Source organism: uncultured Tenacibaculum sp., from assembly GCF_947495995.1.
Classification (GTDB): domain Bacteria; phylum Bacteroidota; class Bacteroidia; order Flavobacteriales; family Flavobacteriaceae; genus Polaribacter.
The window spans coordinates 395,877-412,524 of sequence record NZ_CANMAX010000003.1 but is presented as its reverse complement, the minus strand read 5'-3'; the positions used below and the strand labels follow the sequence as shown (position 1 = coordinate 412,524).

The following is a 16,648-nucleotide window of genomic DNA, read 5'->3' as shown; positions in this document are numbered from 1 at the left end:
TTTTAACACATTTATGATTACTATTATTGCGGCTATAGGCCTAAACAACGAATTAGGAAAAAACAACGATCTTATTTGGCATTTACCAGCAGATTTAAAACGTTTTAAGAAAGTAACTACTGGTCATCATATTCTTATGGGACGAAATACTTTTGAAAGTATTGGTAAACCGCTTCCAAATAGAACTAGTGTTATTATTACTAGAAACAACGATTATTTTAAAGATGGTTGCTTAATTGCTAATAGTATAGAAAAAGCGATTGAACTTACTGAAGGAAAAGACGCGTTTATTATCGGTGGAGCTCAAGTTTACGAACAAGCATTGGCAAACAACTTAGCTGATTGTTTAGATATTACGCTTGTTCATGAAAATTTTGAAGCTGATGTTTTCTTCCCTAAGATAGATACAGAAGTTTGGAAAGAAGTTTCTCGTGAGGATTTTAAAGCCGATGAGAAAAATAAACATGATTATAGTTTCGTTTCTTACGAAAGACGATAATGCATTTTTTTAAAACCAATTCACTAAACTTATCTCAAAAAGAGGCTTTAAAGAATTTATGGAATGCTGAATATCCAAGGATTATTCAACATAAAACCATTGACGATTTTGATCGTTATTTAAATTCTTTATCAGAAGTTAATCATACTTTAGTGTTAGAAAACAATAACATTTCAGGATGGTTTGCTTGCTTTTCAAGAGATAATGAACAATGGTTTTTAATGATTCTTAATCATAAACATCAAGGTAAAGGAATTGGAAAACAACTTATCGAAAAAGCGAAACAAGAATACACTATTTTAAATGGCTGGGTAGTTTGTGACAATGACTATAAAAAAGCAGACGGAACTACCTATAAATCTCCAGTAGGTTTTTACAAAAAATTAGGTTTTACTTTCTTTGAAGATATTACTTTAGACGCTTCAGGATTAAAAGCTATTAAAATTCAATTAAAACGTTAATTATGTCAATTCAACTTTCATCAATAACGAAAACATACGGTACTCAAAAAGCAGTAAACAATATTTCATTTTCAGCTAAAAAAGGAGAAATTGTTGGGTTTTTAGGTCCGAATGGAGCCGGAAAATCTACTACTATGAAAGTATTAACTGGTTTCTTACAACCAGATGAAGGAACTGTTTTGGTTGACGATATTGATGTGATTAAAAATCCGATTGAAGCTCAAAAAAAAGTAGGTTATTTACCAGAGCATAATCCGTTGTATTTGGATATGTATGTAAAAGAATACTTACAGTTTCATGCTGATATTCATAACATTTCAAAAGATGCTATTCCTGATTGTATTACAAAAGTTGGATTAGATAAAGAATCTCATAAGAAAATAGGTCAATTATCTAAAGGCTATCGTCAACGTGTGGGATTAGCTGCTGCCATTTTACATAATCCGTCTGTATTGATTTTAGATGAACCAACTACAGGTTTAGATCCGAATCAGTTAATTGAAATTAGAGCTTTAATTAAAGAATTAGGTAAAGATAAAACCGTATTACTTTCTACGCATATTATGCAAGAAGTAGAAGCTGTTTGCGATCGTGTTATTATTATTAATAATGGAGAAATTGTAATTGACAAAAAATTAGTTGACTTAAAAGAAGACAAAAAACAAACTATTAAAGTCGGATTCGATTATAAGATTGAAGAACAATTTTTACAACGTTTAGCAAATATTACTACGATTAAAAATAATTACGATAATTCTTGGACACTTACGTTTGAAACTGAAGAAGACATGCGTCCGAAATTATTTGATTTTGCTCAAGAATACGGATTAAAAATCTTAGAGATGAATTCAGAAAATAAAAATTTGGAGACTCTATTTAGAGAATTGACGAAATAAATTAAAGAAAATGGTGTAAACCGAAAAACCAGAAAAGAGTAGGTAATTTAAAAATTATTAGAAAATGAAAAAAACTATTGAAATGTTTAAAAAAGAAAATAAAACTATTATTGAAAGAAAGTCTTTAATTACCGTTTACGGAGGAGACTCTTCTGATAAAGTGAAAAGATTAATACTTTGGTACGTTCCTCAAGGATAAAATACCTAAAAAAATACAATAGAAAACTAACGTTTTCTATTGTATTTTTTATTCTTTTAAAATTAATATATCAAAAGCTTCTTTCAAATTTTGAAAAACTTGAGTACTTCCTGCTGCTTTCATTTCTTCTGCTGAATATTTAGAAAGTATTCCAATAGGTTGCATTCCTGCAGATTTTGCTGCTGATATTCCTGTTAAACTATCTTCAAAAACCCACAAATCTTTAAATTCTTCTTCAGTAAACTCTAAAGCTCTAGCTAAAGTTATATAAGCCTCTGGTGCTGGTTTTGGTTTTTTATAATCTTCTACTCCAAAAACTACAGGAAAATTTAAATTCAGGTGTTTTATCGATTGTCTCAAGAATAATTTTGTAGCATTACTTGCGATTCCATAAGGTACTTTGTTTGTAGATAAATAATCAGTGAACTCAGTAACTCCTGGTAATAAATTCGGAACTTTAAAATACAATTCTAAATGTTTATCCTTCAGAAAAAATAAATCTTCAAACTGATCTCCTTTGCCAATCTGATCACAAAAATATCTCGCTATTTTTCTTGGAGACTTACCAACATGACTCTTCGGATATGGAGCTATTTCTTCATTAAACAATTCTCTAAACGCTGATGACCAAGCTGAATAATGGCTTTCAAAACTGTCTACCACTACTCCATCAAAATCAAATAAAACTCCTTTAGGCGTAGGCATGTTCAACTTCTTTTTCGTTAAATAAATCTGTTAAATACGGATTTAAAAATTTATTAGTTGGATCGAATGATTTACGTAATGCTTTGAAATCATCCCATCTTTCATATACTTGAGAAAGTTCTGTATCTTTTGCTTTAAAACGTTTTCCCCAATGTGGTCTTCCTCCATATTTTAGGAAAATTCTTTCTACACTTCTAAACGCCTCGTAAGAATCTGCAGTGGCAGCATTTCTAGAAACACAACCCATAGTAACCGTATCTTGTCCGTAAGCGTAACTCAACCAAGATTTGTCTTTATATACAAAACGAACATCCATAGGAATATGAATAAACGATTTGTTTGACCATTTATTGATTTCTCTTTTTAATTCTTCGAATACCTTTGGAAAGACATCTAAACTGATTGTCCATTCTGCTAACTCTAAAGTAGAACCTCTAGATTTGGTAACTGTTGCTTGATACAACGATCCTTTATGTTCTTTTGTCGCTCTGAAAAAACCTCTATACAACAGTTTATTTGCCACAGCAGTAAACCATGGGAAAAGATGCGTGTACTTATATAAAATTTTAGAAGCTTTTCTTCTGTGCTTTAAATATTCTGGACCTAAGTCTTCTTTTACTTCTGTATCTGGACCTATTTTATCTCCAGTAATCACGTAACCTTTATCTGTGTGTGGTAACCATAATACTCTTAAAAAATCGTGTTGTTTTAAACGTTCTTTAATTTTTGGCAACCACTCTGAATCACTTTCTGGATGTTCTTTTACATGAAGCGTGTAAATTTCTTCACAAGAAAAAGTTATCGTAGAAAACACTCCCAAAACTCCTAATGAAACACGAACAGCATCCATTAATTCTTCTCCTTCGTAAATATCTTTTACAGAACCATCAGCTAATATTAATCTACATTGCGTAACATATTCACTTAATAATTTTCCGCTTGTACCATGTGTTCCCGTAGCTAAAGCTCCACCAACAGTTACGGTATTAATATCAGGTAAACAAGGAATACACCAACCTTTTGCTTCAACAGCTTCTAACAAATCTTTTAATAATACTCCAGATTGTATTGTGATAGTTTTATCTGCATCATTAAATTCTAATATCTTGTTGTAGGCAGTAATATCAATTAAGGTCTCTGTTCCTGCTGCGATATCCGCAGAAGATTGCTTACTTCCAAAAAAACGTATCTTTTCACTTTTAGCAATAACCTCTTGTAATTCCTCTTCTGTTTTAATCGTGTATAAAGATTTGTAGTTGTACTTTAAGTTTTCATTCCAACTAACCCAAACTCCGTTTTTATTTTGTTTCATGAATATTTAAAAATATTAAACAAAAATACAATGTTTTTATTTTACTGAAGCAAAATTATTGTAAAACAAAAGAGATAAACACTATTTATAATTTGTATTTTCTATGATACTATTGATTTAATGCTTTGTGTTTTAATAAAAGATTGCTTCCTTTCACTTTGCTTTAATCGCAATGACGCTAACAAACGAAAAAACGTCATTCCGAACTTGTTTCGGAGTCTCATCAAGCTATTCTTTATGAGAACTTGAAATCAATTCAGGTTGGCGGGCTGTCTTACTATTTGTAGTTAAAAAACTTATTTTTAAAGTAAACTTTTTTCCAAACTCTTTTTAGAATTAAAAAAGTAACTTCTTCTGAATAAGAATCAATTTCTGATGTGTTTATATTTTTTAAAGAAATTTCAGAAACATCGATACGGTATAGCAAATTGTAATACCCATCGGAATCATTCAATAATAAGGACTTTACAACCTCTTGTAATTTAGTTTTTAATACTAAAGGTGAACTTTCTTTATGAAAAACTACATCTAAACTAACAAGTTGAAAGTCTTTGTTTAATTGATTTATCAATTTTTCGTATAACTTATTATCTACAACTTCAGTTAATAAAGTAATACTATCTTGATAATTTTGAGACATTTAATTCAACTTATAATTGATATGCTCTTCATCTAGCTTTGCTAAAAACTCGCTAGTGATATTAATCTTCGTAGTTCTACTAGGTATATCTATTTCTAATTTTTCTTCTACATCGTAAATCACAAAACGTAACGAATGTGAACCAGAATTTAATACACAAAGATGTTGGAAATCTTTTATAAAATCTTCTTTAACATCTTTTAGTGCGAGCTTTATGGTTAATTTCTTGCACATCTTTTCCATGATATCGTGTAAGAGTAAAAATTCTGTAAATCCGACTCTAGGATCACCTTTTACTCCTTCTTTATTCACCCAACCTGGCTTTACCATCGTCTTTACATATAAGAATGAATTTGGCACTAAAAAGTGTTTGAAACGTAGATATTCTTCTCCAAAGATTCGAAACTCAAAACTATCGTTATAATCTTCAACAATAAATGAAGCCCATCCTTTTCCTGCTTTAGAAACACGGTGTTGAACATCTGTAAGAATTCCTGCAAAGGTTATCGCCATACCTTCATATTTCGCTAAATCTTTAAAATAACTCACATTACCATTACAGAACTTTAATTCGTTTTTAAAATCATCTAATGGATGTGCAGAAATATACATTCCTACAACTTCTTTTTCTTTAGCAAGCAATTCCATTGTTCCCCAAGTATCGCACTCAGGAATAATTGGCTCTGGTAAATCTACTTCACTTGCTTCTCCGAATAAAGATACCTGAGAAGAATTCTGATTTTCTTGATATTTATTTCCAAAACGAATCGCTTTTTCTAAAAACGTTTGTTCCTTTTCATCTCTAACATAATATTGCGCTCTGTGTGCATTAGTAAAGGAATCAAACCCACCAGCTAACACCAATCCTTCGAATGCTTTTTTATTCGCTACACGTAAATCTACACGCTTCGCAACATCGAAGATTGAATTATAATTTCCATTTTCTTTTCGTTCATCGATAATTGCTTTTACCGCAGAAGCTCCTACTCCTTTAATAGCAGCCATACCAAAACGAACTGCTCCTTGATTATTTACGGAGAACTTAGAATACGATTCATTTACATCTGGACCTAATACTTCTAATCCCATACGCTTACACTCTTCCATAAAGAACGATACTGTTTTAATATCATTCATGTTGTTGGAAAGTACCGCTGCCATATATTCTGCCGGATAATGTGCTTTTAAGTATGCAGTTTGATAGGCAATCCAAGCATAACATGTAGAGTGCGATTTGTTGAAGGCATACGATGCAAATGCTTCCCAGTCTTTCCAAATCTTCTCTAAAGCTTTTTCATCATGTCCATTTGCTTTTGCCTGATCTACAAATTTCGGTTTCATTTTTGCTAGAACTGCCGCCTGCTTTTTACCCATAGCCTTACGAAGTACATCGGCCTCACCTTTGGTAAAGTCTGCTAGTTTTTGAGACAGTAGCATTACTTGCTCCTGATATACCGTAATTCCGTAAGTCTCTGCTAAATATTCTTCCATCGCAGGAAGATCATATTCGATTTCTTCGTCTCCATGTTTTCTTCGGATAAAAGAAGGGATATATTCTAATGGACCCGGACGATATAATGCGTTCATGGCAATAAGATCGGCAAATACTGTAGGTTTTAATTCACGCATGTATTTTTGCATCCCAGGAGATTCGTACTGGAAAATACCAACGGTTTCTCCTCTTTGGAATAATGCATATGTTTCTTCGTCATCAATAGGGAAATTCTCGGGATCGAGTTCTACTCCATGACGTGCTTTTACAATCTTAACTGTATCTTTAATTAGGGTTAATGTTTTTAACCCTAAGAAATCCATTTTTAGTAATCCTGCACTTTCCACAACCGAGTTATCGAACTGTGTTACGTACATATCAGAATCTTTAGCTAAAGATACCGGAACGAATTTCGTAATATCATCTGGAGTAATAATTACCCCACAGGCGTGAATACCTGTATTACGGACCGAACCTTCTAATACAACGGCTTGATTAATTGTATTGGCTTCTAATCCTGATCCTTGTGCTATAGATCTTAATTCATTTACATTATCTTTTTCTTCTGCACGTAAACCAGCTACTTTTCCTTTACTCTTTTCATCTTCACCGAAAATGTTTTTCAGCTTAATTCCAGGAACAAGTTTTGCAATTCTATCCGCTTCAAATAATGGTAAATCTAATACTCTGGCTGTATCACGTAACGAAGATTTCGCTGCCATGGTACCATAAGTAATAATTTGTGCTACCTGATTGGCTCCATATTTTTCGATTACATAATCCATTACACGACCACGACCTTCATCATCAAAGTCAATATCGATATCGGGCATGGATACACGTTCAGGATTTAAGAAACGCTCAAAAAGTAAATCGTACTTAATCGGATCGATATTGGTAATCCATAAACAATATGCCACTACGGAACCTGCAGCCGATCCACGACCTGGTCCTACGGAAACACCCATTTCACGTGCTGCGCGAATAAAATCTTCTACAATTAAGAAATATCCCGGATATCCTGTTTTTGCAATTACATCTAACTCAAAATCTAATCGCTCTGTAATCTTTTCTGTAAGTTCACCATAACGGATTTTAGCTCCTTCATAAGTTAAATGACGTAGATAATTATTCTCTCCTCGTTTACCACCATCGACTTCATCTTGTGCATCTTGAAATTCTTCACCAATTTCGAAGGCTGGTAATAATACATCACGTGCTAAGGTGAACGCTTCTACTTTGTCTACAATTTCTTGAATGTTACTAATTGCTTCAGGAATATCAGCAAAAAGTTTTTTCATTTCTTCAGTAGATTTGAAATAGTACTCATCGTTAGGTAAACCATAACGATAACCTCTACCTCTACCTTTTGGAGTTGCTTGTTTCTCTCCGTCTTTTACACACAATAAAATATCGTGTGCATTCGCTTCTTCTTTTCCTAAATAATAGGTGTTATTGGTCGCTACAAGTTTAACCTCGTGTTTTTTAGCAAACTCCAATAATGTTCTGTTCACGGCATCTTCATCTTCTTGTCCGTGTCGCATTAACTCTATGTAGAGATCATCTCCAAACTCTTCTTTCCACCATAACAAAGCTTCTTCAGCTTGCTTTTCACCAACATTTAAAATCTTATTAGGAACTTCACCATATAAGTTTCCTGTCAAAACAATAACATCTTCTTTGTATTGTTTTACAATCTCTTTATCAATTCTAGGCACATAATAAAATCCATCTACGAAAGCCGTTGACGACATTTTAGCTAAGTTATGATACCCTCGTTTATTTTTCGCTAATAAAACAACCTGATAACCATTATCTTTTCTGGTTTTGTCTTTATGATCTTCACAAATAAAGAACTCACAACCCACGATAGGTTTTAAAGGTGTTTCAGCAGATTTATTATGATTGGCAACTGCAGACGTAAAATGGAATGCCGCCATCATATTTCCTGTATCTGTTAAAGCAACTGCACTCATGTTATCTTTTGCAGCCGCAGCAACTAATCCATTAATTTGAATGGTAGATTGTAATACCGAGAATTGAGAGTGATTATGTAAATGTGCAAATTGAACTCCTTCTAATTGCGCTAAACCTTCTGAAGTTGACTGTGCATTTCCTTGATCAAATTCAGCAGCTAAACGCTTTCTAATCTTATCACTTTCTGCCTTTAGGTTTAAATGCTTTAAACCAATAAGCTGAATCGGCATTGGATTTGTTTCAGAATACTTTGCGTAGTAATCTTTTGGAACATCTAATACTTCAAGTGGATAATGTTTTAAACGTAATAACTCTAAGAAACAACGTGTTGTTGCCTCAACATCGGCCGTTGCATTATGCGCTTCGTTAAATCCGACACCAAATAAATGTTGATGTAACTCTGTTAAGGTTGGTAGTTTAAATTTACCTCCTCTACCTCCGGGGATTTGACACATTGAAGCTGTTAACTCGGTACAGGTATCTAAAACAGGTAATTCAGTTAAATTATTTTCAACACCTAATCGATGGAATTCACATCCCATAATATTTACATCGAATCCTACATTCTGACCAACAACAAACTTTGTCTTTTTTAACGCTTCATTAAATAGATCTAATCCTTCAGCAAGACCAATTCCTTGTTCATTGGCTAACTCTGTCGAAATACCATGTATACGTTCGGCATCAAACGGAATGTTAAATCCATCAGCTTTAATTAAGAAATCGTTATGCTCGATTAGTCTTCCCATTTCATCATGCAACTGCCAAGCAATTTGTATTGCTCTAGGCCAGTTATCAGTATCTGTAATTGGTGCATTCCAACTCTTAGGTAAACCAGTTGTTTCTGTATCAAAGATTAAATACATTCCGTAAAATTGATGTGATTTTTAGAGTGTAAATTTACGATTTATTTTAGCAATAGGTTTTTATTTTTATTCACTATTATTGTTAAGAAAAGTTGTTATTCGAGTTTTTCTCTTATTTTTACTTATCCATAAATACTTATAGCCCACAAACATGAAAAAAGTTTTTTATCTATTTTGTGCAACGGCATTCTTTTTCTCTTGTAAAAACAACGATTTTGTTACTTTTTCTGGAAAAATAGAAAACAAGAATTCTGATTCTTTAGTTGTTGCTAATCCACAAAAGGCATACTCAAAAACAATAAAAATAAATGAAGATGGTACTTTTAAAGATACTTTAAAAGTTGATAACGGTTTTTTCTCTTTATTTGATGGAAAAAATTATGCGACTACTTATTTAAGAAATGGAGACGAAATAGTAATGACTATTAATGCTGCTGATCCTAGAAAAACAATTTTATTTGCTGGTAAAGGAGCTGCGGAAAGTAATTTTATCGCAACTACTGCTATAAATCAAATTGAATTTAATGCTGGAATAAAAGAACTGATCGAGTTACCTAAAGCTGAATTTGACACGAAGCTTGGCGCTTATGTTTCTGGTTTTAGATCTAGATTGTCTAATAAAATTTTAGATACAGCTTTTGTTTCTATTCAAACTAAGAGTATAGATAATCTAGAAGAGCAGGTTACTAGAATTCATGGTGATAAAATATATTTTAAAACAGTTTTAGCTAAGGGTAAACCTGCACCAAAGTTTTCAAAATATGAGACTCCGGATAGAACTCCTTATTCTTTAGATGATTTTAAAGGTAAATATGTATTTATTGATGTTTGGGCAACTTGGTGTCCTCCTTGTTTAGCTCAAATTCCTTATTTACAAAAACTTGAAGAAGAATATAAGGGTAAAAACATTGAGTTTATAAGTATATCTATTGATAAAAGAGACGATTATTTTACTTGGAATGATATGGTAGATGAGAAAAACCTTGGTGGTATTCAATTATTTGCTAATGAAGACTTAAGTTTTACTAAAGCTTATAACATACAAGATATTCCTCGTTTCATTTTTATTGATCCTGATGGAAATATTATAAGTGCAGATGCTCCTAGACCATCTGATCCTGCCTTGAAAGCAATGTTTGCTGAAAATGGCGTTTAAATAGTTAAATAAAAAAGCTTCCATTTCTGGAAGCTTTTTTTATGCTGTGTTTAATGACAATTTCTATTTATATGAAGGATGAATACTGGTTAATTTACCTCCTTGGTAAACATAAGCTACTTGATCTACAACAGAACAAATAATATCTCCATTTTCATTATAACTACAAGGTCTACCTCCACAGTCTTTAGGATCACAACCAGTTAACGGCGGGCCTTTTAATTTTACTTCATCGCCTCCCTTGATTTCTTTTTGTTCTTTTGCATTAAGTACCTTACCTAATGCTAAAATTGATTTTCTCATAATAATTTATTTTTTAGATTCTAAATATACAACTTATAAAACAAAGCTGATTGTATCGTTTGTCGTCTTTTGTGCCAGTTTACTTACTGATGCTGATGTTAATTGTAAAATTCTTGGATAACCACCTGTTACTTGGCAATCTCGCATTAGAATAATTAGTTTACCTGAAGGTGTCAATTGAATCGTTCCTGGTAAAACACCAGATGACAACATTGATGGAAGAGAATTCTCTATGGTTTCTTCAAGAAAATATCCCATTCTGCTATTATTTCCTGAAATAGTGAAGATATTGTCTTGTAACTGTTTCTTCTGATTTTTGGATAAACTACCAAACTCTGGTCCTGGTAAACATTCTATTTCTGGTGTAATAAAACGATTAACATCTACACTAATTTTAGTATTGGTATTGCTTATTGAATTCTTCTGCTTGTTTGTAGTTAATACCTCTCCTTTATTTAAGACTTGTTGTTCTGTAATTCCTTTGTAAAAACTCTTACTTTGTAGTACTTCTTTTACTTCTATTCCTCCTTTGATTCCTAAATAAGTTCTAACTCCGAATTTTCGTTTACCAAAAGTCAATACATCTCCTTTTTTTGCTGACAACATTTTATTTAGAACCAAGGTTATTCCATTTATTTTAGCTTCATAATCAGCTCCAGTAACACAAATTGTACAATCTTCTAAAAACTCAAACTTCGCTCCACCAAAAGTAATTTCAACAGTAGCTTCATTATTTTTATTATCTAAAATTGCATTAGCCAATTCATGAGCATACAAATCCATTGCTCCAGAAACTGGAACTCCATAATGTGCATAACCAAACCGACCTCTATCTTGAATTGTAGTAAAAAAACCTGAATGTAAAACCTTAATCATGCATTTCTGTTTTTTGTAAAACATAGCTCCCTTCTGCTACTTTTCTTTCTACAACAGTAAACTCATCTTGATTAATTTCTTTAAACTGAATTTTATCTCCTGCTTTAGCAAAACAAGGAATATCTTGATTTACATTAAAGAAATTAATTGGTGTTCTTCCTATGATATGCCAACCTCCAGCACTTTCATTTGGATAAATTCCTGTTTGTTCTCCTCCTATTGCAACAGCTCCTTTAGGAACTTTTAAAAGCGGTGTAGATTTTCGCTGTGCGTGTAATTGTTTATCTAAACCTCCTAAGTATAAAAAGCCAGGTAAAAAACCAATAAAATGAACAGTATACAATTGTTTCTTATGTAGCTTTATCAAATCTTCTGAAGAAATATGTAATTGTTTAGACAATTGTTCTAGATCAAAACCAAAAACCTCGTCGTAACATACGGGAATTTCCCAAATATATTTTGACTTTAGTTTTACTTCTAGTTTAGAATATAATGTATTTAAGTAGGAAACCTCTTCAGAAAATTTTAAATCATGTTCTTTGAAAACAATTAGTAACGAATTATAACCGACAATAAAATCTTGAACTCGTTTTTGTTGTTCTTGAAGAATTTGATTTTTAAAACTTACGATTTTATCAACCAAAGAAGGCGAAACTTCCATATTCCAATTAATTAGAATACTGTTTTCTCCGTAGCGTTTATAACTTAAATCACTTGTTAAACTCATTAAGTTTTAGATTAATATATTTCAACATATCAATAGCATGTGCATTGTCTCCATGTACACAAAAAGTATCGGCTTCAATAGTGATAATATTATTATGAAGTGTCTTTACTTTTTGATGTTGTACCATTTCTTTAAGTTGTTGCCAAGCTTCTTCTTTATCTGTAATTAGAGCCTTTGGCGAACTTCTAGATACCAACGATAAATCATTATTGTAAGTTCTATCTACAAACGCTTCAAATTTCACTTTGATATTTCTCTCTCTTGCTAAAGTTTCAATTACTGAATTGTATGGTGCATATAAATACGCATCAGTGATTGTTTCTTCAATAGCATTTAAAACTATAGTTGCGTAGTTTTTATCTATAGCAGCTATATTATATAAAGCTCCGTGAGGTTTTACATGATGAATTTTAGCATTTTGATTTGTTGATCTATCAATTAATAATTGGATTTGATCTTTCAGGCTTTGCTCTAATTCTTCATTTGAAATTTCGATAACTTTTCTACCAAAATTTTCTCGATCAGGAAACGATGGATGTGCTCCAATTTTCACATTATGCTGTACTGCTAAATCAATAACCTTATCTATAATTTCTACACTTCCAGCATGTGCATTACATGCAATATTACATGAAGAAATTAAAGGCATTAAAATCGCTTCGTTATTTACACCTTCACCTACATCAGAATTGATATCTACATTTTTAAAATACATGGAATACTTTCAAAATACTTTTTAATCCTAAGAAAATGGTAAACGTTACTATACACAATCCAATAAAATTCTGAAACTTGGTGTTTTTGAATCTTCCTAAAATAGTTTCTTTGTTCATTACCCAAAGTAGAATTCCTGCAATTAATGGTAATAATAATCCGTTTGCAACTTGCGCAACTTTTATAATTTGAATTGGCTTTACTCCTAATGATGAAAACAAAATTCCAAGCACAAGAATAAAAATCCAAACACTTCTAAATTGTTTCGATTTTAAATCTACATTCCAACCTAAACATCCTTTAGTTACATAAGCTGCTGCTAAAGGAGCCGTAATTGCTGAAGTTATACCAGCTGCAAATAAACCTATTGCTAAGAAATACTTTGCTAAACTTCCGTATAAAGGTTCTAAGCCTTGAGCTAAATCTGATGCGTTAGTTATTGTACTTGATTGTACAGCTGCTGCAGAAATAATAATTGCTATTGAAACTAATCCGCCTAAAAAAATTGACACTATAGTATCTTTTTTTGCTGCAGATAAGTCTTCTTTTTTATTCCATCTTTCTTTCACTAAAGAAGCATGTAAGAAAATATTATACGGAACAACTGTGGTTCCTATTAAACCAATAACAGTTAACAATCCATTTTCTGGTACTTTAAATGCAAATAATCCTTTGAAAATATCTAGTAAATTAGGTTTTGTAATAATAGCCGTAGTTACAAAAGAAATACTCATTAAGATTACTAGACTTACTAAAGCTCTTTCTAAAAATTTGTAGTTCCCGATGTACAATAAAAAGAAAGCAATTATTCCTATGGTAATACTAATGAAGTTTACATTAAACGAACCTGAAGAGAATTCCCATTTCCCGATTATTGTTTCAAGTCCTAAAACTCCTCCACTTATATTTCCGGCTTCGTATAATGAATTTCCAATTACAATCGCCACTAAAATTAAAATGATCATAATCTTTTTTAGTAACGGATTTTGAATTTCATTTCTAATAACTTCAGACAATCCTTTTTGTGTTACAATTCCTAAACGAGCTGCCATTTCTTGCAAAAAAATGGTTGCTAAAATAGAAATTAACATAGCCCATAAAAGACTAAAACCAAAGTTTGCTCCCGCAATACTACATAATGTAACTGTTCCTGGACCTATAAAAGCTGCCGCGACAAGTGTACCCGGACCAATATTTTTGAACCATTTTTTAATCATTATCAGCTGCATTTAAAGCGTAAATAGCAAAACTACCAAGCCAATGTCCGCCTTCATAACTATCTCCAACTAAATTTGGTAATGAATACTCTATATGTTCTTTAATTGAAGTTTTTAAATGATTGTACTCTGGCATGTCTTTGATAACTCTAGATAAAGCCCAAGCTCTAGAAAAGTTTACTCCATCTAAATGCACTAATTTTCCATCTTTACGATCTGAAACTTCACCAACAGCCAATTGAAAATCGGTACTACTTAATTTCGGCAAAAACTTTTGTAACCAGTCTTTAAACATTTCTTTAGGTAATACCCTTTTCATAATAGCCGCTTCTTGTAAACAAGGCGATAAAAAATCGAAACCACTCGGTTCCCATGATAAAGGACAATCTTGATCTTTTAAATAAAACTCTTTTGCCCTAGTTTCTATCAATAATTTTAGTTCAACATTATTAACTGTATTTGCATAATCCCAAGCAAATGTTAGTCCGAATGCCGTATTCGTGTGTTCTCCAACACGAATTGGATATTTTAATTTTGGTAAAAACTCTATATATTTTCTAACCATTAAATTGGTTAATGGCTGTAAATTTTGTTCTAATTGTTTTGCTACAGGATCATTCCAAGTATATAATTCTTCTGATAGTTTTAATAACCAAGCCCAGCCATAAGTTCGCTCGTAACTTTTATTAAACTTCCCGTCAAAATAAGCGACTTCTTTTTCTATATTCTTTTTTGAAATGTTCTGAAGTAACTGTTGTTTTATACTTTCTGCATTATCTAAATTCGGAAATTGTTTTAGTAAAGCCACTAAACTCCAATGTCCATGAACCGAAGAATGCCAATCAAAACAACCATAAAATGCAGGATGCAATTCTTTTGGTGATTGTAAATCTTTTGCACTTCCTATAGTCTGATTTAACTTATTAGGATATTCTACATTAATACAATGAATTGGAAGTGACGCTAATTTATTCGCTTGCGCTAGATTCAATTTTGGCAACTCAACCTGCTGTTGTATTACTGCTTCTTTTTTCATTTCCTCCTTTTTTGTTTCGCTTTTAGAATTACAAGCACCTAAGACTAATAAAACACTCAAAAATAGTATAGATCTCATTTGTAGTTTATTTGATTGATATAAATGTAATGAAATCTGTGGAGTTTGTTTTTATAGTGTAAAAAATAAACCTAATAGTATCCATATATAAGCTCCGTAGATAATAATTGGATATATTAAAATCTCAAAGCCATAATCCTTTTTCTCTTTGTAATATTTCCCAGTGAATAACAGATAAATTATCATAGCAAAATACTTTCCTATACCAAAAGGAGTTGGAAATAATGATGGCAAATAAATAAGAAATCTTGCCCAAAAAGCAACCTCTACAGATTTAGCTAAACTTGGGTTATTTATAAAATCTTTAATATAATATTTCCAGGCAAATAAATTTTCAATCTGTGTATAAAACGGTATGTAATTTTTGTCAATTATCACTAAAACTCCTAAGAGTAGAAATATGTACAATATTTTACTTACTACATAAGATTCAATAACTGATAGTTTGATTTTTTTGAGCCAAAGAGAGAATTTTAAAGCTAAAATTGTTACAACTGCTATAATTAAAGATAATTCTAAAATAGAACCTAAACCTTCTCTTGGCATATCTATGCGATATGAAAAATAGATAAAGAATACTACCAAATAAATAAGACTGTTAGTTAAAGCAATAAATGAACGATCTCTAAATCTTAAGTCTTCAAAATAAATGAAATCAGATTTTTCTTCTTCAAAATTTTCATCAAACTCATCTGGTTTGCTTTTATACTTAACTCCTGTAGCAATAGGATTCAACCCAATATAAATTGGGTATTTTAATTTAAAGTTTACCAAAGCTCTTTTTTCTGAATTACACCAAAGTCTTATTTCTTCAACATTAATATTATAATACGAGGATAAAAGGTATGTTATTGATACACTTATCACATCGAATAACATAAAGATTATAATAGCATTTAATAGGTATAACATAGCATTTATTGAGTTTTCGCAAACTTAATAAATAGCTCTTTAATTCTTCCTAAAAAAATTAAACCTCGCCATTGACGAGGTTTAATTTTTATGTTAAAATCCAAAAACAAGATTAATATTAAAATCACTCTTTTTGAAAAGCTCTCTTGTCCAACGAATTTCTTTATCTATATCTTTTACAATTTGATGCGCAACTCCATCATATTCATCTCTTCCATCGTCTCCTAACAAACCTTCTAAACCTTTTTTCTTTTTCTCCCAGTTCTTAAAGCTATCAAACAAACTCTCTTCTATTAAAAGTTTTGAATCAAAGAAGATGGTTGAATTAAATATTAAATTCGTTTTGTCGTCTTTATCTTTTGAGTTAAGCTTCATTTTTATATTTCCAATTTGACTAACAAATCCTTTTCTTGAAGTTACATTAGGATTTTTCTGTGCAAATAAAAACCCTGAAAGAAAGAAACTTACTGAAATCTTAACAAATAGTTTTTTCACCAACAACATATAGCTCTTCATGTTTATAACGAGGCGAATATAAATACATGTTTGTTAGAATTTTACTAACAAAATCATAAATAAAAA

General features: G+C 31.5%; 17 protein-coding genes. 5 read left to right on the top strand and 12 right to left on the bottom strand.

Annotation, left to right across the window (positions count from 1 at the left end):
- Positions 1–13: 13 nt before the first annotated feature.
- From Q1A15_RS11045 to Q1A15_RS11030, 4 genes are all read left to right on the top strand, one after another.
- Positions 14–499, top strand: a complete 486-nt coding sequence (locus tag Q1A15_RS11045) for a dihydrofolate reductase (protein WP_299623314.1) — start codon at positions 14–16, stop codon at positions 497–499.
- Positions 499–960: a GNAT family N-acetyltransferase gene (locus tag Q1A15_RS11040; RefSeq protein WP_299623312.1), complete on the top strand. Its 462-nt coding sequence runs from the start codon at positions 499–501 to the stop codon at positions 958–960. The genes Q1A15_RS11045 and Q1A15_RS11040 overlap by 1 nt, the downstream gene beginning before the upstream one ends.
- Positions 961–962: 2 nt before the next feature.
- The gene (gldA, locus tag Q1A15_RS11035; RefSeq protein WP_299623309.1) at positions 963–1,856 is read left to right on the top strand and encodes a gliding motility-associated ABC transporter ATP-binding subunit GldA; all 894 of its coding nucleotides are present in this window, start codon (positions 963–965) and stop codon (positions 1,854–1,856) included.
- 64 nt (positions 1,857–1,920) lie between these two features.
- Complete coding sequence (locus tag Q1A15_RS11030) at positions 1,921–2,055, top strand: hypothetical protein (RefSeq protein ID WP_299623306.1); 135 nt, start codon at positions 1,921–1,923, stop codon at positions 2,053–2,055.
- Between the two features lie 48 nt (positions 2,056–2,103).
- On the opposite strand, the gene Q1A15_RS11025 is transcribed toward Q1A15_RS11030, so the two are convergent.
- The 4 genes from Q1A15_RS11025 to dnaE form a co-directional block, all read right to left on the bottom strand.
- Positions 2,104–2,760 carry an HAD family phosphatase gene (locus Q1A15_RS11025; protein WP_299623304.1) on the bottom strand — a complete coding sequence of 219 codons (657 nt, stop codon included), beginning with the start codon at positions 2,758–2,760 and terminating at the stop codon, positions 2,104–2,106.
- Positions 2,747–4,072 carry a D-arabinono-1,4-lactone oxidase gene (locus Q1A15_RS11020; RefSeq protein ID WP_299623300.1) on the bottom strand — a complete coding sequence of 442 codons (1,326 nt, stop codon included), beginning with the start codon at positions 4,070–4,072 and terminating at the stop codon, positions 2,747–2,749. Before Q1A15_RS11020 ends, Q1A15_RS11025 begins: the two co-directional genes overlap by 14 nt.
- A gap of 277 nt (positions 4,073–4,349) precedes the next feature.
- Positions 4,350–4,712 carry a hypothetical protein gene (locus Q1A15_RS11015; protein ID WP_299623297.1) on the bottom strand — a complete coding sequence of 121 codons (363 nt, stop codon included), beginning with the start codon at positions 4,710–4,712 and terminating at the stop codon, positions 4,350–4,352.
- A complete protein-coding gene (dnaE, locus tag Q1A15_RS11010) occupies positions 4,713–9,047 on the bottom strand; it encodes a DNA polymerase III subunit alpha (protein ID WP_299623294.1) in 4,335 nt (1,444 codons plus the stop codon).
- 151 nt (positions 9,048–9,198) lie between these two features.
- Here dnaE and Q1A15_RS11005 point away from each other — a divergent pair, with 151 nt between their 5' ends.
- On the top strand, positions 9,199–10,203 hold the full coding sequence (locus Q1A15_RS11005; protein WP_299623291.1) for a TlpA disulfide reductase family protein: 1,005 nt from the start codon (positions 9,199–9,201) through the stop codon (positions 10,201–10,203).
- Between the two features lie 63 nt (positions 10,204–10,266).
- On the opposite strand, the gene Q1A15_RS11000 is transcribed toward Q1A15_RS11005, so the two are convergent.
- From Q1A15_RS11000 to Q1A15_RS10965, 8 genes are all read right to left on the bottom strand, one after another.
- Complete coding sequence (locus tag Q1A15_RS11000) at positions 10,267–10,506, bottom strand: hypothetical protein (RefSeq protein ID WP_299623286.1); 240 nt, start codon at positions 10,504–10,506, stop codon at positions 10,267–10,269.
- 33 nt (positions 10,507–10,539) lie between these two features.
- Entirely contained in the window at positions 10,540–11,382 is an 843-nt protein-coding gene (locus tag Q1A15_RS10995) for a biotin-dependent carboxyltransferase family protein (RefSeq protein ID WP_299623284.1), read from the bottom strand.
- Positions 11,375–12,109, bottom strand: a complete 735-nt coding sequence (gene pxpB / locus Q1A15_RS10990; RefSeq protein ID WP_299623281.1) for a 5-oxoprolinase subunit PxpB — start codon at positions 12,107–12,109, stop codon at positions 11,375–11,377. The genes Q1A15_RS10995 and pxpB overlap by 8 nt, the downstream gene beginning before the upstream one ends.
- Positions 12,093–12,824 carry a 5-oxoprolinase subunit PxpA gene (pxpA, locus tag Q1A15_RS10985; RefSeq protein ID WP_299623278.1) on the bottom strand — a complete coding sequence of 244 codons (732 nt, stop codon included), beginning with the start codon at positions 12,822–12,824 and terminating at the stop codon, positions 12,093–12,095. Before pxpA ends, pxpB begins: the two co-directional genes overlap by 17 nt.
- The gene (locus Q1A15_RS10980) at positions 12,814–14,040 is read right to left on the bottom strand and encodes an Nramp family divalent metal transporter (protein ID WP_299623275.1); all 1,227 of its coding nucleotides are present in this window, start codon (positions 14,038–14,040) and stop codon (positions 12,814–12,816) included. Before Q1A15_RS10980 ends, pxpA begins: the two co-directional genes overlap by 11 nt.
- A complete protein-coding gene (locus tag Q1A15_RS10975) occupies positions 14,033–15,154 on the bottom strand; it encodes a DUF2891 domain-containing protein (RefSeq protein WP_299623271.1) in 1,122 nt (373 codons plus the stop codon). Before Q1A15_RS10975 ends, Q1A15_RS10980 begins: the two co-directional genes overlap by 8 nt.
- Positions 15,155–15,205: 51 nt before the next feature.
- Positions 15,206–16,066, bottom strand: coding sequence for a hypothetical protein (locus Q1A15_RS10970; RefSeq protein WP_299623268.1), 861 nt, complete (start codon positions 16,064–16,066; stop codon positions 15,206–15,208).
- A 93-nt stretch (positions 16,067–16,159) separates the two neighbouring features.
- Positions 16,160–16,582, bottom strand: a complete 423-nt coding sequence (locus tag Q1A15_RS10965) for a hypothetical protein (RefSeq protein ID WP_299623266.1) — start codon at positions 16,580–16,582, stop codon at positions 16,160–16,162.
- Positions 16,583–16,648 lie beyond the last annotated feature (66 nt).